General features: G+C 40.7%; 22 protein-coding genes and 1 pseudogene. 6 read left to right on the forward strand and 17 right to left on the reverse strand.

What is annotated here, in order from left to right; genetic code table 11:
- Positions 1-40 precede the first annotated feature (40 nt).
- From mdoH to NQT69_RS13390, 10 genes are all read right to left on the reverse strand, one after another.
- Positions 41-2,017, reverse strand: coding sequence for a glucans biosynthesis glucosyltransferase MdoH (gene mdoH / locus NQT69_RS13345; RefSeq protein ID WP_256828172.1), 1,977 nt, complete (start codon positions 2,015-2,017; stop codon positions 41-43).
- Entirely contained in the window at positions 1,989-3,707 is a 1,719-nt protein-coding gene (locus NQT69_RS13350) for a glucan biosynthesis protein (RefSeq protein ID WP_256828173.1), read from the reverse strand. Before NQT69_RS13350 ends, mdoH begins: the two co-directional genes overlap by 29 nt.
- A gap of 294 nt (positions 3,708-4,001) precedes the next feature.
- Positions 4,002-4,241, reverse strand: coding sequence for a hypothetical protein (locus NQT69_RS13355; RefSeq protein WP_256828174.1), 240 nt, complete (start codon positions 4,239-4,241; stop codon positions 4,002-4,004).
- Entirely contained in the window at positions 4,238-5,110 is an 873-nt protein-coding gene (gene panC, locus NQT69_RS13360; RefSeq protein WP_256828175.1) for a pantoate--beta-alanine ligase, read from the reverse strand. The genes NQT69_RS13355 and panC overlap by 4 nt, the downstream gene beginning before the upstream one ends.
- Entirely contained in the window at positions 5,110-5,904 is a 795-nt protein-coding gene (panB, locus tag NQT69_RS13365; RefSeq protein ID WP_256828176.1) for a 3-methyl-2-oxobutanoate hydroxymethyltransferase, read from the reverse strand. The genes panC and panB overlap by 1 nt, the downstream gene beginning before the upstream one ends.
- 31 nt (positions 5,905-5,935) lie before the next feature.
- On the reverse strand, positions 5,936-6,421 hold the full coding sequence (folK, locus tag NQT69_RS13370) for a 2-amino-4-hydroxy-6-hydroxymethyldihydropteridine diphosphokinase (RefSeq protein ID WP_256828177.1): 486 nt from the start codon (positions 6,419-6,421) through the stop codon (positions 5,936-5,938).
- Positions 6,422-6,425: 4 nt separating this feature from the next.
- Positions 6,426-7,781 (reverse strand): polynucleotide adenylyltransferase PcnB, encoded by a 1,356-nt coding sequence (gene pcnB / locus NQT69_RS13375; protein WP_256828178.1) that lies wholly within the window; start codon positions 7,779-7,781, stop codon positions 6,426-6,428.
- A 246-nt stretch (positions 7,782-8,027) separates the two neighbouring features.
- Complete coding sequence (gene gluQRS, locus NQT69_RS13380) at positions 8,028-8,975, reverse strand: tRNA glutamyl-Q(34) synthetase GluQRS (protein ID WP_256828179.1); 948 nt, start codon at positions 8,973-8,975, stop codon at positions 8,028-8,030.
- A gap of 17 nt (positions 8,976-8,992) precedes the next feature.
- Complete coding sequence (gene dksA / locus NQT69_RS13385) at positions 8,993-9,436, reverse strand: RNA polymerase-binding protein DksA (protein WP_256828180.1); 444 nt, start codon at positions 9,434-9,436, stop codon at positions 8,993-8,995.
- A 217-nt stretch (positions 9,437-9,653) separates the two neighbouring features.
- Complete coding sequence (locus tag NQT69_RS13390) at positions 9,654-10,643, reverse strand: AraC family transcriptional regulator (protein WP_256828181.1); 990 nt, start codon at positions 10,641-10,643, stop codon at positions 9,654-9,656.
- A 197-nt stretch (positions 10,644-10,840) separates the two neighbouring features.
- Here NQT69_RS13390 and NQT69_RS13395 point away from each other — a divergent pair, with 197 nt between their 5' ends.
- The gene (locus NQT69_RS13395) at positions 10,841-13,387 is read left to right on the forward strand and encodes a penicillin acylase family protein (RefSeq protein ID WP_256828182.1); all 2,547 of its coding nucleotides are present in this window, start codon (positions 10,841-10,843) and stop codon (positions 13,385-13,387) included.
- Here the strand turns inward: NQT69_RS13395 and sfsA are convergent.
- The gene (gene sfsA, locus NQT69_RS13400; protein WP_256828183.1) at positions 13,377-14,096 is read right to left on the reverse strand and encodes a DNA/RNA nuclease SfsA; all 720 of its coding nucleotides are present in this window, start codon (positions 14,094-14,096) and stop codon (positions 13,377-13,379) included. The genes NQT69_RS13395 and sfsA overlap by 11 nt on opposite strands.
- Positions 14,097-14,176: 80 nt before the next feature.
- Here sfsA and pepB point away from each other — a divergent pair, with 80 nt between their 5' ends.
- Positions 14,177-15,472 (forward strand): aminopeptidase PepB, encoded by a 1,296-nt coding sequence (gene pepB / locus NQT69_RS13405; protein ID WP_256828184.1) that lies wholly within the window; start codon positions 14,177-14,179, stop codon positions 15,470-15,472.
- A 252-nt stretch (positions 15,473-15,724) separates the two neighbouring features.
- Positions 15,725-16,291 carry a phosphoribosyltransferase gene (locus NQT69_RS13410; RefSeq protein WP_256828185.1) on the forward strand — a complete coding sequence of 189 codons (567 nt, stop codon included), beginning with the start codon at positions 15,725-15,727 and terminating at the stop codon, positions 16,289-16,291.
- Between the two features lie 33 nt (positions 16,292-16,324).
- Here NQT69_RS13410 and NQT69_RS13415 read toward each other — a convergent pair whose 3' ends face one another.
- The gene (locus tag NQT69_RS13415; RefSeq protein WP_256828186.1) at positions 16,325-16,981 is read right to left on the reverse strand and encodes a Crp/Fnr family transcriptional regulator; all 657 of its coding nucleotides are present in this window, start codon (positions 16,979-16,981) and stop codon (positions 16,325-16,327) included.
- A 276-nt stretch (positions 16,982-17,257) separates the two neighbouring features.
- Between NQT69_RS13415 and NQT69_RS13420 the strand changes: the two are divergent.
- Positions 17,258-17,491: pseudogene (locus NQT69_RS13420) on the forward strand (YgjV family protein); the annotation flags it as partial.
- A 29-nt stretch (positions 17,492-17,520) separates the two neighbouring features.
- Here the strand turns inward: NQT69_RS13420 and NQT69_RS13425 are convergent.
- Entirely contained in the window at positions 17,521-19,158 is a 1,638-nt protein-coding gene (locus NQT69_RS13425; RefSeq protein WP_256828188.1) for an amidohydrolase, read from the reverse strand.
- Positions 19,159-19,307: 149 nt separating this feature from the next.
- Between NQT69_RS13425 and NQT69_RS13430 the strand changes: the two genes are divergently transcribed.
- Positions 19,308-20,939 carry a methyl-accepting chemotaxis protein gene (locus NQT69_RS13430; protein ID WP_256828189.1) on the forward strand — a complete coding sequence of 544 codons (1,632 nt, stop codon included), beginning with the start codon at positions 19,308-19,310 and terminating at the stop codon, positions 20,937-20,939.
- 53 nt (positions 20,940-20,992) lie between these two features.
- Here NQT69_RS13430 and NQT69_RS13435 read toward each other — a convergent pair whose 3' ends face one another.
- The 4 genes from NQT69_RS13435 to NQT69_RS13450 form a co-directional block, all read right to left on the reverse strand.
- Entirely contained in the window at positions 20,993-21,229 is a 237-nt protein-coding gene (locus NQT69_RS13435; RefSeq protein ID WP_256828190.1) for an EF-hand domain-containing protein, read from the reverse strand.
- Between the two features lie 12 nt (positions 21,230-21,241).
- Positions 21,242-21,478 carry an EF-hand domain-containing protein gene (locus NQT69_RS13440; protein WP_256828191.1) on the reverse strand — a complete coding sequence of 79 codons (237 nt, stop codon included), beginning with the start codon at positions 21,476-21,478 and terminating at the stop codon, positions 21,242-21,244.
- 123 nt (positions 21,479-21,601) lie between these two features.
- A complete protein-coding gene (locus tag NQT69_RS13445) occupies positions 21,602-21,829 on the reverse strand; it encodes a hypothetical protein (protein ID WP_256828192.1) in 228 nt (75 codons plus the stop codon).
- 10 nt (positions 21,830-21,839) lie between these two features.
- Positions 21,840-22,043 carry an EF-hand domain-containing protein gene (locus tag NQT69_RS13450; protein WP_372823261.1) on the reverse strand — a complete coding sequence of 68 codons (204 nt, stop codon included), beginning with the start codon at positions 22,041-22,043 and terminating at the stop codon, positions 21,840-21,842.
- Between the two features lie 337 nt (positions 22,044-22,380).
- On the opposite strand from NQT69_RS13450, the gene NQT69_RS13455 reads away from it, so the two are divergent.
- On the forward strand, positions 22,381-23,838 hold the full coding sequence (locus NQT69_RS13455; protein WP_256828194.1) for a sensor histidine kinase: 1,458 nt from the start codon (positions 22,381-22,383) through the stop codon (positions 23,836-23,838).
- The last annotated feature ends 1 nt before the right edge of the window (position 23,839 follow it).

Here is a 23,839-nt window from a genome sequence, read left to right on the forward strand (position 1 = left end):
AACCGCTCAAAAATTTGAGCGGTTTTTTTGTCTCTGCAGATTATCCTTTTGCGAGTATTTTCTTCTTAATATGTCGTTGTACTCGTTTGACCTTTCCGGTTTTTACTCTAGTATCAAAGCGTTGAATCGGCATTGAGCAAGGGTGCTCTAGCGGTAAAAATGGCTTAGTAAATTTAGCCTCTTTATCGTCAGGTAAGCTTATTGTTTGTTCGTGTTCACGTAAAGCCTGTAAGGTATCATCCTCAAGTGCCTCACTTGGGCAAATAAAAATTCCCATGCTACGTAGCTTCAACCCTAAACCAATACTGCTAGAATAACGTACGATAGGGGCAGCAAGTATGAGTCCTAATAAAATGGGCGATAGCCACCAAAAGAAACTAGGGGTGTAGTAATAAGCCACACTACCCCAAGCAATCGCAACCAAGGTTGCTATAAGTGTATAGCCAATGGCTTCTTTCCAAGGGACCATGCGACCCGATCTAGGTTGTGCGTCCCAAGATACTTTTTTACCAAGAAAAACACACACCACAAAGTAACTATGAAAAACCATCATTAATGGCGCTACTATAATTGCGAACACGGTTTCGATAAGTGAACCTAATATTAGCTTTATAGAGCCACCAAATTGTTTATTTCTATGAATTAAAGTCACTATCAAGCCCATTAATTTAGGCAATAATAATAATACTATAGTGATAAATAATAATGAGTCTATCAGCTCGGTCTTGGCTATTTGCCAAGTAGGAAAAAGTTGATATGGCTGGTTAAAATAAACGTTACTATTTACAGCACGAGTGACAGCGTCAATAGTACTAAGTACTAGCATTGAGAGCCAAATTAAGGATGAAATATAGGCCGTTGCACCAAGTAAAAAGTGTAGTTTATTCATTAGCTTAATGCCAGACTTCGGCAGTAAGCCTAAATGCTGGATATTACCTTGCACCCAACGTCTATCACGAATTGCATAATCTAAAATATTACTAGGCACTTCTTCATAGCTACCTTGAACATCACTTAATAAAATGACATCCCAGCCAGCACGATTTAATAATGCAGCTTCAACAAAGTCATGGCTGAGTATCTCACCACCAAACGGGGCTTTCCCTTCGAGTACTGGTAGACCGCAGCAATTTATAAATGCTTCAACACGAATAATGGCATTATGCCCCCAATAATTGGCTTGGTTTGTTTGCCAAAAGGCGGAGCCCGTTGCAAGCATAGGACTATACAATACTGATGCAAACTGTAAAAAGCGGCCAAAAAAGGTTTCTTGCCTAACAGGGATTGGAATGGTTTGGATCAAGCCTGAGTTTGGCTTGTTGATCATGCTTGCCGTCAGCTCTAACATGCATTGGCCTGTCATGATACTGTCTGCGTCAAGCACAATCATATGGTCATACTGGCTGCCCCAGCGCTCACAAAAATCAGCCAGATTACCCACTTTACGATGTTTGTTATCAGTACGGTTACGATAAAAAACCTGCTTTGCAGTCTCACCTAAGCGGGCGGTTAAATCATGCCATGCTTTTAGTTCATTGCGAGCAATTTCTTTATCCTGCGTATCACTTAATAAGTAAAAATCAAAATGCTCAAACTGACCGGTTTTTAACAGCGAACGTAAGCTTACTTCAAACCCAGCGATAACACGCTCCGTATCTTCATTGTAGATAGGCATAACTACGGCTGTTTTAGTTTTACTCAACGCTTGGGTATCTATTTGAATTGGCTTCTGACGTTGTAGCGTCAGGGGATCAATTCTAAATAATTGTAAAATAAAGCCCATACAGCCACTACAAAATGCAGTTACAATCCAAGCAAAGGTAATAGAAAATAACCCAAGTAAGGCATACTCAAGCGGGGTCATGCCATTTGAATTTAAAATATCAAACATGATCCACATCCCGTATGCAGATATAAACAGCACTAAAACGCTAAATAGTGCTATACGTGTTTTTTTCAACGGTATAGCAGCATTGGCTGCTTTACTGTTACTGGATGTCGTTTGGATACCAGACATAGCTCCATACCTCGCTTATTTCTTTGTCGCGTAGTTTCAATGATAAGCGCATATCCGCTGGCTTATCTCCTTCTGGCGCGATTTTAAAAGCAACACGCCATCCTTGATTATTTGGTAATTGTTGTACTGTTTTATCGCTTACAGTGCCACTCGAAAGTGTTAAGTCAGCTTGTAAAACTAACTCTGCAGAGAGTTGATTAATATTTTCGCCGGTAAAATCAACGGTAAATTGGCGGTGACTTTTAGGCGGCGGGTTTTGCTCACCTGGTAAAGCTGCACTGCCTATTCGTGTTCGTAGCACACGGGCTTTATCTTGCTGTGCAAGCGCGGCATTAAAAGTAATAAGTGAGTAATCAAAGCTCATTGAATCACCGGCTTTTAGTGCTTGTTCTGGTACCCAATAACTGACAATGTTATCGTTTGTTTCGGTATCTGTTGGAATTTCGACTAACTCAACATGCCCTTTACCCCATTCTCCAATAGGTTGAACCCAGAAGCTTGGACGTGCGTGATAATGCGCTTCAGTATCTAAATAGTTGTTAAAGCTGCGGTCTCGCTGCGCTAAACCAAATCCTTTTGGGTTGGTATAGCTAAATGATGTAACGCTAAGTTGTTGTGGGTTATTAAGCGCTCGCCATACCCACTTGTTATCATCTGATTGCATTAATAAACCATCAGAGTCATGTACTTCAGGACGATAATCATCAAAGAATTTAGTGCTGTTTTCGCCGTGATAAAACATACTAGTAAGTGGAGCTATACCGAGTTTTTTCACATCTTTACGAGCAAAAATCTGTATTTTTGTGGTCATTTCTGTATTTGTTGATGGGCTAATTTCAAATCGATATGCACCCGTTACAGAGGGGCTATCAAGTAATGCATAGATTACAATATGGGTGTCGTCGGGCTGTGGTTTTACTAACCAAAACTCTTTAAAGACAGGAAACTCTTCGCCTGAGCTAAGCGCTGTATCTATAGCCAAGCCACGTGCTGAAATACCATACACCTGATCGGGACCGACTAAGCGAAAATAAGAGGCGCCTTGGAAAACCGCAACTTCATCTTTATATTGGTTATTATTTAAAGGAAAGTGAACACGAAAACCTGCATGGCCTAACTGAGTGTCTCCTATTGCTGTTGTGATCGCTTGCTCAAGAGGCGCTGCAGTGGCGTCGTAACGATAAAAGTCAGTTTTAAAAGGTACACTTTTAACATGCGCGTCGTTGTTTACCGTGTTAATAGTGACAGGGTTTTTATACAAAAAACCAGGGTGAAATAACTGCACTTCATAGAGGCTTTCATCTTTCCAGATAGCTTGCTCTTGGCGAAAACGAATCGCACGATAATCTTGATAGTTAATACTTTGCAGCGCATCAATGGCGATTTCTTTGGCAGGTACGTACTCTGTTGCCGCAAGTTGCTTAGCACGAGCTGAAATAACGTCAAAGAGCTTTTCTGACGAAACAGTAAACAGAGTCGGTTGCTTCTCTGGCTTAGCAGTTTCAGCCTCAAGTTGGTTTTCAACTGTTTTCTGGTTTTCAGAAGCTTTAACTTCTAACTCTGCAGTGACAACGGGTTCTTTTGCTTCTTGTGCGGCAATCACGTTGCATGCACTTACGCTAAGTAATATGCCTGCCAAGGTACTTTTCTTCATTGATAAATTTAGAGCGCGCTGCGTTAGCGTTTTCATTAGGTATTTCCTTTAGCCATTAACTAAATATGTTTTTGCAAAAACCGAACCTAAAATAAAGTACTTAAATTCAAAGGCATTGGCTTTTGCGAAAGTAAAAGAGTGTATTTTATATACAGGAGTAGGAAGTTATTACATCAGATAATACGGTGTTAATTCACTACTGTAAGACAATGTTACTAAAGTGAACCTTGCGCTAATATGAATAATGATTAATTTATGGCGGTAAAAGAGTAGGTAATGGAATTGATTATGAGCTTACGGTGATATTTACCGGTAAGCTCAATGGGGATATTACTGTACTGCGCCTAAGGCTTCAGCATTTTCTTTACATTGATTATATGACTCAATACATTTAGTACTACATAGTTTATGAACCATACCGTCACCAGTACTTTGTTGCTCGCAATTAAGTTCACATTGATAATTCTGTTGAGCACATTGCTGCATCTCTGGGTTTTCAATGTGATTTTGGCAGCCAGATAATACGCTTAAAAATACCGCGGCTGTTGCTAACTTAAATAATGAATTCATGTTTTTTCCTGATTGTTGTTATTAATATCAACTTGTAAGTTATCTATTAGCCTTACTTCGCCTAAAAACGCAGCAGCTAAAATCACCAAATTTTCATCATCTAGTGTAGCGTTTTTTAAGCTATCTCGCTGTGCTATTTCAAAATAATCTGGTTTAAGTCCTGCTTTAACGAGCGATTCTTTCGCTTGTTGGCACAGAGAGTTAAAATCACGTTGGCCAGCAAGAAGTTTATCTGCACAACTATTTAGCTCTTTAAATAACGCAGTGGCAGTATTTTTTTGTTGCTCAGATAAGTAGCCATTACGTGAGCTCATAGCTAGGCCTGATACTTCACGTGTGGTCGGTACACCTATGATTTGCACTGGTACTGACAAGTCACGTACCATGGTTTTTATGACTTGCAGTTGTTGAAAATCTTTTTCCCCAAAACAAGCAAAATCGGGTTGTACTAAATTAAATAATTTAGTGACCACAGTGGCCACACCTTTGAAGTGGCCAGGGCGTGAGCCGCCACAATATCCCATTGAAATACCTGGAACATCAACAAAACTTTGCACACCTAAACCGTTTGGGTAGATGGTCTCTACGCTTGGGGTAAATACAGTGTCAGTTCCAAGCTCTGCTAAGCCTTGCTTATCAGCAGTTAGGGTACGTGGGTAATTAGCTAAATCTTCGTTGGCACCAAATTGCATAGGATTAACGAAAATGCTCACCACCACTTTATCTGCCATGGTTTTTGCTTTTTCTACCAAGGAAAAATGGCCTTGGTGCAGATTGCCCATGGTAGGTACTAAGGCAATGCTTAAACCCGCTTGTCGCCAGGCTTTTATTTGGCTACGAAGAGATTTTATTTCAGTTATTGACTGCATTATTTAAACTCATGCTCAGTGCTTGGAAAGGCGCCACTTTTTACATCTGCGCAGTATTTTTTCACAGCATCAGGCATATTGCCTGTTTCTAGTAAAAAGTTTTTCGAAAACTTAGGAATATAGCCGGCTGAAATACCAACTAAATCATGCATAACTAAAATTTGGCCGTCGGTTTGATTGCCTGCACCAATCCCTATGGTTGGAATATTAAGTGCCTCGGTAATGCGTTTTGCCAGCGCTGAAGGAATGCATTCAAGTACAATTAATTGTGCTCCCGCGGCTTCCAGTGCTTTAGCATCACTAATCATTTTTTGTGCTTGTTCTTCACCACGACCTTGAATTTTAAAACCACCAAAAACATGCACTGATTGCGGTGTTAAACCTAAATGCCCACATACAGGAATACCTTGCTGGGTAAGTGCTTTAATTGATTCATGCAACCACTCGCCACCTTCAAGCTTTACCATGTTGGCACCAGCGCGCATTAGCTCTGCTGCATTTTTACAGCTCTGCTCTGGGTTGGAGTAGGTCATAAATGGCATGTCAGCAATAACAAATAAATCGCGGCTACCAGCACGAACACTGCGAGTATGATAGGCAATATCTTGATTAGTTACAGCGAGGGTATCATCACCCCCTTGCAGCACCATTCCTAGTGAATCGCCGACCAAAATAACGTCTACACCGTTATCATAAAATAGCTTAGCAAAGCTGGCATCATAAGCCGTTAAAGCGGTTATTTTTTGTTGTTCTGCTTTCATTTTAATGAGAGTAGAAACTGTTATTTTAGACATAATATCCTCGTCGGCATCGCCCTGAAATTAATTACAGAGGTAATTGTTGTAGTTCGTTTAATGCTAAGGTTGTGGTAAGCGTGCTTAGTGTTATACCTGTTGGCAGAATAAGTTCTGGCGCAATTTCAAGTAAAGGGTACACCACAAACTCACGCTCGGTTAGGCCGTAATGGGGGACAGTTAAACGCTCGGTATTTATTAGTTGCTCGCCAAATAATAAAATATCGATATCGAGGGTACGCGGTCCCCAGCGTTCTTGTTTACGCACGCGGCCATGTTCAAGCTCTATTTGCTGCGTTAAATCAAGTAGCTGTTCAGGGCTTAACGATGTTCTAATCGCTGCCACAGCATTGACATAATCAGGTTGGTCTTGCGGTCCCATTGGCTTACTGGCGTAATGGTGTGAAACCGCAACGAATTCAGAGTCAGGTAGCCCCTGCAGGGCAACTACCGCATTATTAAGCTGATCACGGGGGGCATTCAAATTTGCCCCTAGGCCAAGGTATACAAGTTCCATTTTATCACTCGGCTACTGGTTTGGGGCCGCGGCGGCGACTACGGCGTCGGCCTTTAGCTGGGCCTTGGTTACCAAGCGCTTTGACCATATCTTTTTGACCATTAATATCTTTGCTTAAATAGGCCGTCCACCAATTTGCGAGTTCTTGGTGTTCTTGCTCACCAGCTTGCACGCGTAATAATAAGAAATCATAAGCTGCTTTAAAGCGTGGTTGTTGCGTTAGCCTATAGGCACGTTGGCCAGAACGTTTATCTAAACGTTGTTGTATATGCCAAATATCACGAGCGCCTAAGGTAAAGCGCTTTGGCACGGCAATATGCTGGGCATTTTCGCTCAGTACTTTATTCATCGCTTGAGCGAAAGCATCATACTCAGAAAGTTGTTCACTGATTTGTAATTGCTTTGCAATTTTTAATAATGGGAACCACAATAACGCAGCAAAAATAAAAGCCGGTGTGACTTTTTTATCCGCGTTTATGCGTTCATCTGTGTTGCGAAACATTTGCTGAATAAGGGAAAACTCTAAACCGTCTGGGTTTTTCTCTAAAATGCTATCTAGCGCTGGAAATAGTGATTTAAACAAATTGTAGCGGCGCAGCATTAGGAAGTTTTCTTCTGCTTTACCATTTAAGAATAATTTCAGTGTTTCTTCAAATAAGCGCGCAGGCGGAATGTTATCAAGCAAGCTTGCCAGCTCTTTAATTGGCTTTTCAGTTGCTGGCGCAATCGTCATATCAAGCTTGGTAGCAAAACGAACGGCACGTAACATACGTACAGGGTCTTCTCTATAGCGTGTTTTAGGATCGCCAATTAACTCTATTTGTCTGGCATTGATAGCCGCGATACCGTTGGCAAAATCATGAATAGAAAAATCATTAATCGAGTAATACAACGCGTTTATAGTAAAGTCACGGCGCTCTGCATCTTCTTCAATACTACCATAAACATTATCCCGTAATAACTGGCCCTGTTCACTTGATTGACTGATTTGATTCTTATCAGGTGCGGCTTCATGATGGCCACGCATTGTAGCAACTTCAATAATTTCACGGCCAAATACAATGTGCGCTAAACGAAAGCGGCGGCCGATTAAACGACAGTTACGAAATAACTTTTTGACTTGCTCAGGCGTCGCATTGGTTACAACATCAAAATCTTTTGGCTGTTGGCCTAACAAAATATCACGAATACAACCACCAACAAGGTAGGCATCAAAGCCTCCGTCTTTTAGGCGATATAATACCTTGATTGCATTTGGGCTAAATTGTTTGCGAGAAATGCCATGCTCATTACGTCCTATCACCAAAGGCTGCGTCGAGTCTTGCTGCTGATTTGTCTGCGTGGCATTTGGGCCTATCATTTGCCGACAAAATTGAAAAAGCTTGGAAATAATAATCTGTCTCCTACAGAATTTGGTTAATTGATAGCACATAGCCATCAAAAATCTAACCAAGTATAGCTGTATTTTGTTATTAACTGCACGAGGAATGTGCATACTTGGCGATAAACGTGTTGCGTTTAAGGTTTGCTAAGGTTGGCTATAATATACCAGTGCAGCTCAAAAATTAAGTTGAAGGCTCTAAAATAAACGCTAATTAGCGAATTTTTACTTAATTATATGAGTAAAGTGGGTGGTGAGGTTGTCGGCTGATTGAGAAATTTGAATTTGTGCTACTTTTGGTACTACATTTAAGTGATAACGCTCAATAGCCCAAGCCATCATTTGCTCAATACTTGCACTTAATAGTTCTTGCTCTGGTGCTAAGCCTAAAAACTCAAAAGCACTAAAAAGTGCAGGTTTTGGCTGCTGCTTAGAAATTGCAGGGGCATAATTTTGCTTTGATAATTTAAAGTCAGGCTCTGCGACCGCTAAAGGCAAATGAGCATAGTTAGGAGTTGTTGCACCTAGCTGCTTAAATAAACTAAGTTGTCTGGCGGTGGGCTCTAATAAGTCAGCTCCGCGTACAACATCAGTAATCTTTTGCTCAATATCGTCTGCGACAACGACCAGCTGATAAGCAAACAAGCCATCACTGCGCTTGATTATATAATCTTCATGAGCCAATCCAGAGTCAACAACCACTTCGTCCTGAATAAGGTCGTGATAGTGTGAGGTCGCATGACATTGGGTTAAACGCAGCGCATGGTTGTCAAAAGCGAGGGCAAGGTTTTTACAATGGCCTTGATAGATGCCACCGAGTGCTTTAACTTGCTTGCGGGAGCAGTTACAGGCATAAACGAGTTGTTTGGCTTGAAGTTGCGCTACGATGTGTTGATAAAGTTCATGGCGCTGAGTTTGATAGACAACTTGCTCATCCCAATATAAGCCATAAGCTTCTAAGGTTTTCAGAATATCATCTGCTGCGCCTTTAACAACGCGGGTGGTGTCTATATCTTCAATGCGAACTAACCAACTACCTTGATGGTGTTTAGCATCAAGGTAACTACCTACAGCCGCTACCAGTGAACCAAAATGAAGAGGTCCAGAAGGAGACGGCGCAAAGCGACCGCGATAATTGCGCACTGGCGCAGTAACGGCTGTGGTATCAGACATGGTTTAACGAATAGCTATTAACCGCGTCCAGCTTGTTTTTCTTTGATTTCCGCAAGCGTTTTACAGTCTACGCATAAATCAGCAGTAGGACGTGCTTCTAAACGGCGGATACCAATTTCAATTCCACATGATTCACAATACCCAAAATCATCTTCTTTGATAAGGATAATTGTTTTTTCAATTTTTTTGATCAGTTTACGCTCTCGGTCACGTGTTCTAAGTTCTAAAGAGAACTCTTCTTCTTGTGCAGCACGGTCAACTGGATCAGGAAAGTTAGCAGCTTCATCTTGCATGTGCGATTTAGTACGGTCTACTTCGTTACGTAAGTCATTGCGCCATGCTTCCAAAATAGTTTTAAAATGAGCACGTTGTGCTTCATTCATATACTCTTCGCCCGGTTTTTCCTGATACGGTTCTAATCCGGCCTGAGCCAATAACCCTAATTTTTTTTGGTCTGGCATAACTTTCTCCTAAATCCTTAATATAATGCCCAGCTTTAGCCGGCGGCTATAAATAACAGAATCCTATGGCCTAGGCAAATTTATTTTTAATTAATTAGCTGTGGTTAAATTGTTTTTACTGCTTTAAAAGGTATCAGGCGGTAATTATGATTGCTTTTTAATCACAGTGTGATTTTTTAACTGGCCTAGTTATATGGGCAAAAATAATTTTTACAACTTAATTTTTTATCTGTGCTAAAAACTTTTTCGGTGAATAGCCATACCAGCGCTTAAATGCGCGTTGTAATGCACTCTGCTCTGAAAACCCCAAACGATTGCTGATCTCCAATACGCTTACTTTTTGCAGCAGCATGCGCTTAGCATGGTATTTACGAATTTCATCAATCAACTGTGAGTAACTGCAACCTTGTTCGGTTAAGTAGCGTTGCAAACTGCGCTTTTTCAAACCAAGCTGTATGGCGGCTTGTTCAACATTAGGCACATCTGGAAAGTGGGCGGTAATAAGTGCTTTTAGTTGGTTGATACGATCATCCTCACTGATCAACGCCATTGCCTGTGTTGACAATAATTGCTCAAGCTCTTGATTGGCTGAGTTGAGTGGGTTGCTCAGCATATTGCGTTTGAAACTGAGGGTATTTGTGGTTGCTTGAAACTCAATTGGGCAATTAAATATGGCTTTGTATGCACGCAAGCTTTCGGAGTGTGGCTCAGCCCGAGTAAACTGTACTTTAAGTAGCGATAAATCAGTATTTTTGCTACTACAATATTTGGCAAAAGCTAACCAACTACTAAAGAGTTCATCCACCATATAATGTTGAATTTCCGTGCTAGGGGACCAACTTAAATGGCTGGTTTCTTGCTCATGATTAAGTTGAATGATACCGACATTTCTTATTAAGGTATTGAGTTGCAAAGCATGCTCTAGCACTTTACCCAAGGAGTCACTCACTAAGGCGATATGGCCTAGGAGACCCCAGCTTTGGGTTTTTAACGATTGGCCGAACTTTAATCCTACATGGTCACAATGCAACTGTTTAGCTGCATACGCCATTAATTGCTCGTAATCTGCTACAGGGTATTTATAGCGGCTATCATCTAGGTGCTCAGCTCGGCTACTCAATAACGAGTTTATGGTATGAGCATCAAGCCCTTGAGCAACTAAGAACTGCACTAATGAGCGAATTATTTGGCTACTAACAAAATACATTAGGGTCACGGTCAGAGAGTGGGTAAACATCAAACTGCATTAGTTGGCGCGCAAAGTCAATTTTTTGCGTGAAAAGTCAAGATTTAGCAAGTTTTATAAGGCATGGTAAGCAATGGATAAAAACAATAAATGATCTGAATGGAGGTTGAAGCTCACCTCTATTTATTAGCATTCAGATTAACCAACAAGGAACCACAATGAAACTTCACACACTCTCTATTAGTATCGCCGCTGCATTATTATTAACAGCTTGTAGCTCTGATGATGACGAAAACCATATTGAATCACCCCCTGTGGTGGTTGAACCAACACCAGAGCCTGCACCTGAAATTACGACATTTGATGATGACAATTCACTCAACGCAAATATTCGTTGGACAACGTTTGGTGTACCGCACATTACTGCCGATAACTTAGAAAGCTTAGCGTTTGGTAGTGGCTACGCTTATGCAAAAGACCATGCATGTTTATTACTTGATCAAATAGTGAAAACCCGTGGTGAAAGGGCTAAATATTACGGCCCAGATAAAGTTCCCGGCAGTGGTGACTCCGCCCATTTAATTTCAGACTTTGGTTATAAAGCCTTAGGTGTCAATGCTTATGCGAATGAACATTACAGTGAATTAAATGATGCTAGCCGCGCGCATTATGAAGGTTTTGTGCAAGGCTTTAATAAATATGTCAGTGATACTGGTACTGCTAATTTAGCACCAGAATGTGCATCACAACCTTGGGTCTTTGCGCTAACACCAGAAGATATGCTGGCTTATGCAATGGCAACAGTGCAGCTTGCCAGTTCTGCAAACTTTTTAGATCTGGCTTTTTTAGCCAACCCAGGGGACGGCGGTGAATATTTACCAACACCAAAAGCAACCCAACCAAGTGCGGTATCGAGTGTTGTTAAAAATATTAATCAACAAGCACAAAGTTTTAAACTTGAGAAAAAGTATCAGCACTTAGGTTCAAATGGCTGGGGAGTTGGTAAAGATAAAATGGCCAATGGTAAAGGCGGGTTATTAGCAAATCCGCATTTTCCTCATGAAGGTAACCTACGTTTTTGGCAATCACATTTGACCATACCCGGTGCTATGAATGTAATGGGCGGTAGCTTGCAAGGGATGCCAGGGGTTATCAATATTGGTTTTAATGAGCATGTTGCATGGACTCACACATTTTCAACAGCACGGCATTTTTTAATTTATCAATTAGCGCTGAATGAAAATGACCGCATGAGTTATAGCGTTGAAGGTGATGAATATGCGATTACCAGTAAAAAAGTCTCGGTTGAAGTAGCAGTCGCACCGGGTATGACCATCGAGCTGGAAAAAGACTTTTATTATAGTCACCACGGCTTAATGATTGAAACTCCAGCAGCAAACGGCCTAGGCTGGGATGACAGTCAAGCATTTACTATCAAAGACGCGAATGAATTTAATATGGATGTGGTTGCGCAGTGGTCGGCTTTAAACCAAGCCCGCAGCCTTGATGATATGAAAGCTTCATTTGCTCAGTTTGATGGCGTGTCGTTTAATAACACTATGGCGACGGATAAAGACGGCAATGTATTTTTCGTTGATGACAGCACTGTACTTAATGTCGGTGAAACGGCGAATATGGCTATTCGTATCCAGCCTGAGCTCGTTGCATTGCGCGAATCGACCGGGTTTGATTTAGTACCAGGTAACTTAAAGTTATTTGAAGCTGATGGTAATGTGCCGTTTGAAGAAGCCCCGCAGTTAAACCGCACCGATTATGTACAAAATTCAAATGATAGTTACTGGGTCACAAATCCAGAGCAGCCGCTGTTAGGTTTTGCTGCGCAATATGGTGATGTTCACCAGCCGCTTTCACTGCGCACGCGCATGGGCTTACAGTTATTAAAAGACGGCGCAGGAGAGGATGGTTTATTCACTTTGGACGAACTTGAACTGGCGTTAGTCGGTGATCGAATATATCTAGGTGAGCTGGTGTTTGCACAGCTGGTTACCCAATGCCAAGCTCAAGGTGACACTCCTGTGGTGCTAAGTAATGGCCAAAGCATAGACTTAACTGAGGCATGTGCCGTTTTAGCGCAATGGAATGGTGCGATGAATCTTGAGACACAAGGCGCTGCACTTATTCGTGAATTTGCCCATTTATTTGATGCAGATACCTTACTTGCGGATAATTTTGATGTCACAAACCCTGCTAATACACCTAACACTTTACGTATAGATGGCTCGGCATTAGTTACTTTGGCACATGCCGTAGCGACCTTACAAATGAATGGCATTGCACTGGATGCAACTCTTGCACAAATGCAGTTTGTTGAGAAAACCTTAGCGGGTGGCTATGCTTCTGGTGAAAAGCTGCCGTGGAGTGGGCCTATGCATGTTGAAGGCGGTTTTAATGTGTATCGGTTTGATCGCAGCGGTACCACACGTTCAACTTTAATCCCCTATATTGATCATCAAGCACTTAATGATGCAATCACGGGAGAGCCATTAAAGTCTAATCTCAGTAGCGCAGGTTATCCGGTTAATTATGGCTCAAGTTGGATGTTTGTCATGAACTTTACCGACGATGGCCCTGTTGCTAAAGGGCTATTAACGATGTCACAAAGTTCAGATTCGACCTCAGAGCATTTTGATGATCAATCTCGTTTTTACTCTGAAAACGCCACACTTAGACCATTATTATTCAAAGATGAAGATATTAACCTCAACTTGATTGGTGAAATGGACGTTTCATTGATTAAGGAATAAAAGTTACTTTTTCGGCCAAAGTTATTTCTTTGGCCGAAATTTTCGCTTTGTAAGCCAGCACTTCAACGCCTTTCGCAATCGCCTCAGTAAGTAATTTTGCGTACTTTTCATCGATATGTTTTGCAGCACTTACCTGCGTAATGCCTTCATGTAATACAGCAAACAGTAATACCGCACGATGGCCCTGCTCAACCATTTCAATTAACTCGCGAATATGTTTTTGCCCACGTAGGGTTTGCGCATCAGGAAAGTAGCCCTGTCCAGTTGGTGGCGAATCTTGACTTAATAAGGTGACAGATTTTACTTCCACATAACAATTAGGGCGGTTGCTATCGCTGAGTAAAAAGTCAATGCGGCTATTTTCTTGGCCATATTTCACTTCACTTTGTAATTGCTGATAGCCACTAAGCTCACTAATCATATCCGCTTGAATAGCCTCTTCGACCACTTTGTTTGCTACTGCAGTGTTAACACATATGAGGTGTTGAAACTGATTTTGCGTCAGCTCTAAGGAGTGCGGATATTTACGTTTTGCATTATCACTGGTTGAGTAAAATGCGTTGAAATCAGGCTCGGCGCAGCCGGTCATTTTTCCTGTATTGGCACAATGAGCGGTAAATTCTGAGCCATCAGCTAAGCGTAAGTCGGCTAAAAATCGTTTGTAGCGTTTAATTAAGGTGGCTTGTTGTAATGGCTTAGCAAATTTCATTATTTAGTCTCAATCAGTTGGGAAGTTGTGCCAGCTATAGTAGACTCAATGCCACTAATTAGCGCAAAGGGTATTCTAACATGTCTGAAAAATTTGTTGTTCAATTAAGCGAACAAGCGGCTGCATCTCATTGGGGCGAAAACGCCACACTTTCATTTAACGAGCAAGGCGCAACGGTTCATCTGAGTGAGCAAGAAACCTTAAAAAACGTGCAAAAAGCAGCGCGTACTATTGCCAATCAAGGCGTTAAAAATGTGGTTCTAGCGGGTGATTGCTGGTGTACTGAAACGCAATGGGCATTTTATCAAGGCTTTGTTTCTCCTAAAACGTTAGCTGGTGTTGAGTTTGCAGAAAATGCAAAAACAGATAGCCAAGAGCTAAATTCATTATTACGTTCAGCCACATGGGCCCGCGAAATGATCAACGGCACTGCGGATGATATTTTCCCTGAAAGCCTCGCTGGCAAAGCGGCTGAATTTATTCAATCACTTGCACCTGAGCATGTCAGCTACCAGATTATTAAAGGCGATGCATTACTTGAGCAGCAATGGATTGGTATTCATGCTGTTGGCCGTGGCAGTGAGCGCCCGCCAGTATTATTAGCATTAGATTACAACCCAACTGGAGATGACAATGCACCAGTAGATGCCGCTTTAGTGGGTAAAGGTATCACGTTTGACTCAGGTGGTTACTCAATTAAGTCAAGTGAAGGCATGTTGGGAATGAAATGCGATATGGGCGGTGCAGCGACTGTTACAGCTGGTTTAGCTTTAGCGATTAGCCGTGGTATCAACAAACGTATCAAGCTATTTTTATGCTGTGCAGAGAACATGATTTCGGGCCATGCATACAAACTAGGTGACATTCTTACTTATAAAAATGGCACAACGGTTGAAATTGTAAATACCGATGCCGAAGGGCGTTTAGTTCTTGCCGATGGCCTAATGGCAGCCGGTGAAACCGGTGCTCCGCTCATTATCAATGCTGCAACGCTTACTGGCGCAGCCTTGGTTGCAGTTGGCCAAGAGTACAATGCACTATTTGGTCTTGATAAAGAGTTTGTGCGTGAAGTAGAAGGCTTTGCAGAGCAAGAAATGGAAGCCGGTTGGCCATTACCACTTGAAAAGTGGCACCAACAAAACTGCCCATCACCATATGCAGATACCGCAAATAGCCGAGCGCAAAAAGGCGGTGGTTATGGTGGCGCATCAAATGCCGCAGGTTTCTTATCACGCTTTGTGCCAAATGATGGTAAAGGTTGGGTGCATATCGATTTAGCCGCTGCGTTTAACATGGGTAGCACTGGTCAATGGGCGGCTGGCGCAACAACCGTTGGTATGCGTACCGTTGCTCGTACTTTGTTAGAGAAAGCTTAAATTAGCTCTGCGTTTAAGTAATTATATAACGGTGGCACTTTGTTAACGTGAAGTGCCACTTTTATTTTCAGCAACGTTATTTTTTCTAGAGTAGATCTAAGTGAAGCGTTGTAACAACTTAGCTAACAAGCATTAAAAATAATCATCAGACAAGCTTTTTATCTTAATATGCGCTAAAATCTCGCCCCACCGCTATTCAGGTGGTTAGCTTAGGCTACACTTGATTGAACTACTTACACTGGGGTTTCTATTATGTCTGATAAGACTTACATCACAGCGCAACAATTGCTTGAAGATTCTTTTCGCGTTGCAGCGCAAGTTTACCAAGACGGTTTTCGTCCTGATTTTATTATTGGTATCTGGCGTGGTGGTGCACCAATTGGTATTGCAGTGCAAGAGTACTATGACTACAAAGGCATAGAAACAGACCATATTGCAGTGCGTACTTCTTCATATTACGGTATTAATCAACAATCTAAAGAAATTAAAGTTCATGGTTTACATTACATTATAGAAAAAGCCAATGCGGGTGATTCTTTGCTGATCGTAGATGATGTGTTTGACTCAGGCCGAAGTATTTTTGCCCTAAAAGAAAAACTGTCAGAGCTTATGCGTTTAAATTTACCAAAAGATATTCGCGTAGCATGCCCATACTACAAGCCAAAAAATACTAAGGTGGACATGAAGCCTGATTACTATATTCATGAATCAGATGAATGGCTAGTTTTCCCACATGAGCTTTCAGGGTTAACGCCAGATGAGATCATCGAAGGTAAAACTGACCTTGCGAATATCCATGATTTATTAGTAGAAAAGTAATACTCGAAACATCAAATATAAGGCCATAGGGCCTTATATTTGTGAAAAGCTATCTACATAATCACTTAACTTATCTAGGTCGACTACTTTTAAACCGCTGTTAGAGCGTTCAACTAAGCCTTTTTCAACCAATTCCGAAACAACTCGTCGATATGCGCGCTCAGTCGTTGCAAAGCGTTCAGCCTCTGCATTTACTGTTGGATACTCTCTGAGTAGCGTTGGGTTATTGTTTTCTGCTCGTAATAAACAATCTTTTGCAATGTTGTAGCCTAGCGGTAATAACAGCTTATCTAAGTTTATTTTTTGATTTTCTTGAAATTTTGCAGCTATAGTCTGTGCTGTGTATAAGCTAAGCTCTGGCTTTTCGAGCAGTAATGCGCGCCAATGCTTAAGTTCGATTAAGTTGTAGCTCACATCACTAAAGCACGTCACCGTGTAAATACAAGGGTTATTATTAAGTGCTTCAATCTCACCAATTAGGGTGTTGTTACAATCCAGTTGACCTAATAACAGGCGGCGACCATTTCCTACATCATAGCTAAATGAGATGGTTCCGCTTCTGACTAATACTAATTTGCTCAGTGGTTGATCCTGGTGCAGTAATACTTCTTTTTTTGATTGCTGGTAGCGACTACCGGCAAACGTTAAAAGCTGCTCAACCAAGTAACTAGAAAAATGATATTGAAACATCAAATATGCTCTTCGGACAAATGTCCTATTTATTACATCTTAATGACGGTAGCATTAAGACTCTAAGAATTTACGCTAACTTACTAACCTGTTTTGAGTCACCATGGCCAAGATAGGTTTGATACCTTTATATCCCGTGTAATGATTATTAAAGTATGCCAATTGAGCCTACTTTGGGTTTTCAGTAAGTTAGCTTTTTTATACCGCGACCACATTGTCTCTATATAGTGTAAAAATCGCAATAGCAGTAATGCTAACCTAAAGTATTGGAGAGAACAAATGAGTTGGGAATATTTAGGTTATATTGCCTCAGCTTTGCTGGTTGCCTCCCTTACTATGAGTGATGTAGTAAAGTTACGCTGGCTTAATTTAGCAGGTTGTATTGCGTTTACCCTTTACGGTATTGCGATTTCAGCGTGGCCAGTGGCTATTACTAATGGTGTACTGACCTTTGTTAATTTATATCACCTTGTAAAATTGAACCGTGAAAAAATAAAGTCAGCAAAATAGGCGCTACAGTGCTGACTTTAAGTAGGTTGTTATGGTTTTTGGTATTTCAGCTCACCGGCAATCCAGGTTTGCTCTACTGTAATTTTAAACATCTCTTCTATAGGTACTTTGAAATAATCTTTATTGATTAATATAAAGTCAGCCCATTTCCCTTGCTCTAAACTACCTAGCTTAAACTCTTGATGCGCAGCGTATGCAGCGCCGAGCGTAAAAGCATGGAGTGCCTCTTCGCGTGACAGAGCTTCGTGTACCCGCCAGCCATTTTTAGGTAATTGGTTGTGGTCCATCCGTGTTATTGCTGAATAAAGCCCATCAAATGGGTTTGCAAGTTCAACAGGGTAGTCAGATCCTGCTGCTACGACTGAACCTTGCTCTAAGAAAGTTCGCCATGCGTATGCGCCAGATAACTGTGCCTTGGTTAAGCGTTGTTCAGCCATGTGCATATCTGATGTGGCGTGAACGGGCTGCATTGATGGAATGATTTTTAGCGTTTTAAAACGAGGGATGTCGTTGGGGCTTACAATTTGGGCATGCTCAATTCTATTTCGCAGTAAAATCCCCCCCGTTTTTTTAAATACATTCTCATATGCGTTAAGCACAATTTGATTTGCTCTATCGCCAATTGCGTGGGTGTTTGCACTAAAGCCATGACTGAAGCTCAAGGTGAAAAGTTGTTCTAATGTCTGTTGATTTTCTAGCATTAAACCACGGTGATTTTTTCTATCTGCATAATCGTTAAGTAATGCTGCACCTCGACTACCAAGTGCACCATCGGCATATATTTTTACACTGCGAATAGACATATGATCGTTTAAGTCTTTATAGCGACCGGCTTTGAGCATAGTGTTAAGTTCAGGATCAGCTGCACTGAGCATCGCGACAATTCGCAGTGGTAATGTACCTTGCTCTGCACGTTGTTTGTAAATCTGCCAGGTTTGTTTATCTATTCCTGCATCATGGGTTGAGGTTATACCTAAGCTTAAAAGGTGCTCGCCTGCCTTATCGAGTGCCGCACTTATGGATTGATCGGAACTCTTTGGAATAACAGCATTAATTAAGCTTTGCGCTTTATCAATGAATATCCCACTAGGTGAGCCACTAGCATCTTTAATAACTTCACCCCCTGCAGGAGTCTTAGTGGCATTTGATATTCCTGCAAGTTCCATCGCTTTGCTATTTACCCAAAGCGCGTGACTGTCAACTCGAGATAAAACAACAGGCTTATCTTTTACTATTTTGTCTAAATCAGCGGCTGTAGGAAATTGTTTATTAGGCCATAACTCTTGGTTCCATCCACGACCTGTTATCCAGCCTTGCTTATTTGTCGCAAAGTTTGCTAGTTGTGTTTGAATACTTTCAATTGAGTCGCTACCACGTAGATCAAGTTGTGACAGGTTTTTACCTAAGCCAATAACGTGGCCATGTGCATCAATAAGACCAGGCAATAATGTTTTTTGTTGTGCATCAAAAGTGGTCGCTTGAGGGAAACTCTTTTTTAATTTATCACCGCCTATTTTGACGACTTTCCCATCTTTGATCACAAGTGTACTAAATTGTTTTAAATCACCTTTGTAGGTGGGGGTATAACCATTGGCGTTGAAAATAACCTGAGTGTCAGCAATAGCGAATAGAGGTGCGAGTAACAGGATCGCGAGTAAATTTTTCATTTTTAGTTGTCTTTTTTAGCGAGTGTCTATTAAACAGTAACAGAGAATTCGCAACCCGCAAAATAATTACGAAATTATTATATATTGTTCATATTTTTCAGCTATGCTTATGAATTAAAGCATAAAATATTGACTTAATCGGAACTAACATGAAACTTAACGAACTGGCGATGCGCAGTAAATTCATTTTGTTATCGGCCATAATCTGCATCATATTTATTGTTGCTATGGCGTTTATTAAAGTTGCAAATAATCAAATTGCCACTGGGTTTGATAATTTTTACCAGCATAACTTTATAGTTAGTAAACTCAGTGCAGAGCTAAAACAAGCACAAGACGGTGTGATAGCTGATATTCGTGGTTTACAAGTTGTGTATTTGCTTGGATTAAACGAGCAAGCCCCTGAATTGCTAAGCAGCATAGACAATAACATTGCTAAAACCGCGCCTTTAATAGAGCAAATAAGTCAGGCCTATGCTGGGGATTCAAATTTATTAGTAAAACTAAAAAGTCATTCACAGCGTTATGAAACTGCAGCACTTAACTTTAAGCAGGCGATGGAGTCGTCCGCAGATAATAAAGCCGAGTATTCAATTTACCGCGAGTTTGTTGACTCACATTTAGCGCTTACCGCATTTTTCGAACGCTTTGAGCAGGCAAATACTGCCCAAGTTCATCAATCACAACAAGCGGCACAAGACTCTATTAGTTTCGCTAATAGTATTTTTTACGTTTCAATTCTTGTAGCTATCGCATTAGCTGTTTTATTCAGTCACCTATTATCACAAAAGGTAGTGCAAGGTTTAACTGTTGTAAGCCAAAGTGCACATGCATTACAACGGGGGGAGCTTGATCAGTATTCAGCAGTAGCAGGTGAAGATGAAGTAGCAGATTTAAGCCGTACATTGGATGCGACAATCGCTCACCTAAATACCACACTTGTCAGCATTTACCATAGTGTGGGTGCAGTTAATAACCACAGTAGCGAGTTACTAGAGGCTAATACGCAAATTCAAGGAGCAACTTCCGAGGTATCAGATCACACTACACAAGCTGTTACTGCTATCGAAGAGCTATCAGTAACAAGTAAGAGTATTGCGGTTAATACTGCCGAATCTGCGACTGCCTCTGACAGTATGATGCAACTTGCGAACAGTGGCTTAGAGGCGTCAGAGCAAACAAAAGAAGCTGTCAGCCAGTTGCTTGGCACATTAAACGAAACATCAGAAGTGGTTGATAAACTACAAAGTGAATCCAGTAAAATTGAAACTATTCTGGATGTAATTCGTAATATTTCTGAGCAAACTAATTTGCTTGCCTTAAATGCCGCGATAGAAGCCGCTAGGGCAGGCGAGCAAGGGCGTGGATTCGCGGTGGTTGCAGACGAGGTTCGTACACTTGCTCAACGTTCGCATAGCTCAGTAAATGAAATAGAGACTATGTTAGGTCAATTACGTTCGGCTAGTCAAAATGCGGTGACAATGATGGCTGATAGTACTCGGGTTGCCGCGCAAGCAGAAGATAAAATGGACGAGAGCAATAGCTTATTGAAAGAAATCATGGGTATGATCAATCAGGTTAATGATCAAACTCAGCAAATTGCTACCGCTGCTGAAGAACAATCGGCCGTGGCTGCTGATATCAGTCAAAACATGCACACCATTCATACTTTAACAGAGCAAACCGCAGAGATATCTCAACAAACCGCTGATACAAGCACTAAAACGGCGCAGCAAAGTAAGTCTGTATTAGAGCAAGTTGAATACTTTAAATTAAGTTAATTACTTAACCCACAGAGTTTCACTCTGTGGGTTATCTTGGTTTTACTGAGAGGTTATTGATTTAAATAAACACTAAACTCAGCTAATGACAAGCGGTTGTCTTTATCTGTATCGTAGTTTTTAAAACGAGACCATAGCGCTGGATCTTTCGCAGATTCAGAGCGTGTTAGTAAACCGTCATCGTTTCTATCTAATGCTTTAAATTGCTCTGCGATACGGTTACTTGTCGCAAAACTGCTACAGCTGATTGTTATCAGTGAAAATAAAAGGGTATGTTTAAAAGTATTCATGGGCTATGTTTTTTAATATAAGTTGTCGGTTAAAAATTGTTTAAATTCAAGCAAAGATATTCGGTTATCTTGATCTTTGTCCCACGTAGAGTAATTTCTTAGCAATTGAGGTTGGGGTTCAAGCTCAGCATGCGTTAGAAAGCCATCTTTATTGCTGTCTAAATGATCAAACCGTTGCTTAACGTCCAATGCTGAAGCGCTGAAGCTAGCGCCTATTAGTAAACTATAAAAAACCATTATGTTTTTCATAATTAATTCCTTTAATTGAGTTTTAACGCACAATAGGAGTAAAGCATTTGCCATAATTTAAGTCCCAACAATAAATCCGTTTACACACTCCCTCTGGGATTATGGCAAATACTTTAATTCACTTTAAATCTTAAAATGAGCAAACTCTTTTTCAGAAAGTACTTCATCTTGGTTTTCATCAAGATCACTAAATTGCTTGAATAACTCATCATTTTTCTTGGCTTCAAGTAATGAGATCACACCATCAGAGTCAATGTCTAATTGAGCAAATTTTACATTCATTTGATTTGCTAGCACTGAAGCGCTAATGGCTAACAGAAGCAACGAAAAAGCAGCGATTAATTGTTTCATAACATAGTCCTTATTGAAGAAACTGTTTAAATTCGGCAAACGATATTTGACCATTTTGGTCTTTATCTATTTGCTCAAAGCTTTCATGAAGCACAGCATCTTCAGATGCTTCACTTTCACTCAAGGTCCCATTACCATCTTTATCAAGCTCAGAAAATGTGGCTTGAGCATCTATTGCGTAAGTATTACAACTCAGTATTAAACCTAAGCACATACATGCGGGTGTAAATACTTTCATGTGATTTCCTTATAAGATTTTCTTACTGGGATATAACAAGAACAGTGCCAATATTTAAAATCATTAAATATCAGTGGGTTGCATTTTTGTTTCATCAGATGGTGCGCAAAAATTACTTGGTGGTGTTTCTTTTTTGCAACATGTTTTCAGGTTTTAAAGCCTTTTTGTTTTAAAACATAAGGTTGTGATGTAGCTATTTGGCGACAATGGCACTTTCAATGGTGTGGTTGAGCGCAATTATATATTTTTACTGATTCAGCTAGTGTATAAGTAAGCTAGTTAATAATGGTGAGATTAGAATTAAGGAGTAATTATGCCAGCGCCTTTTGCACAAAAGTACAAAGCAATTTTTGCATGGCGGCCAAATTTGATCGGGCAATTTCTATTTAGTACTTTATTGTCACTTCTTCCTTTATCTCTTGTGGTAATAGTTTTTCTCAATGCACTCAATAAACAGCTTGCCGTTACCCAGCAAATTGTGAGTGATAATTACCAAATATCAAAAGCGTTTAATAACCTAAAGCAGGACCTCAATAGTCTAGAGCGTGCAACTAGACAAAACTGGGTGCTTAAAAGTGAATCGTTAGATGAGTTAATCGTTGATAAGTGGCGCTCGTCATTGCAACGTGTTGATGAGTTGTCGTTTTTAAGTAGCGAAAAAATCTACAAGCAACAGTGGCAAACGCTTTCTCGGCTGCTGACAGGCACCCGTCAAAAGCTGGTAACTGAAAACCTTCAAGATGCTAACTTATTTATTCCTGTAAGCGAGCTTATCGCAGAACAAACATTGTGGTTACGTGATCAAAATGAAAAAAAAATCACCGATAACCAACGACAACTAAAACAACTACAGAATTCATTTATAAATTGGTTAGTTGCACTTATACCACTGACCTTGTTAGTTAGTGGTGGCTTTTTATGGCGTATTAGCGGCCGATTAAAAGGGCTGACGTCAGTAATAGATAAACTGGGGCAAGGGCATTGGCAACAAAACATCTCGGTGCAAGGCTCAGCGGAGTTAGTTGAATTAGGGAATAAGTTGCAATGGGTGCAAGCGCAATTGCACATGCTAGAACAACAAAAAGATACTTTTTTACGTCATGTGACGCATGAGCTGAAAACGCCGTTAGCTTCAATGGTCGAGGGGACTGATTTACTAAGTGATGAAATTGTCGGCCCTATTAATAAAGAGCAGCAAGCTGTACTCGAGTTGATTACGCAAAGTATGGTGCGTTTACGTACTATGATTGATAGTTTGTTAAGTTATAACGCTATTCGTACCAGTAAAGACAGTATAAATGAAATTGAATTTTCAGATCTTATTAACAAAATAAATAATCATTTTGAGCATCGTTTATCAGCGCGAGAGCAAACCTTATCTTGGCACTCAGATTTACCTAATAAGTCAATTGCTATCGCGACTGAGTTGATTGAAATGATACTAATTCAATTGATCTCAAATGCATTAAAATTTTCGGATAATGGGTGTGTTGTGAATGTCGAGGTTGCTAAATCTGAGGATACGTTACAGTTGATTGTTAGCGATCAAGGGAGTGGTATTAAAGAACATGAAAAATCACAGATTTTTAGCGCTTTTTACCAAGGTAAAAATGCTAAAGATATCACTGTTCAAGGCAGTGGCTTAGGTTTAACAATAGTAAAGGAATCAGTAGAGCAACTGATGGGGACGTTACAAGTCGAGCATAACGAACCGCAAGGGTGTCGTTTCAAAATTCAAATTCCAATAAATAAAACAAAGGGAGTTAACTAGT

Origin of the sequence: Pseudoalteromonas shioyasakiensis (assembly GCF_024518675.1) — a bacterium.
GTDB lineage: Bacteria > Pseudomonadota > Gammaproteobacteria > Enterobacterales > Alteromonadaceae > Pseudoalteromonas > Pseudoalteromonas shioyasakiensis_B.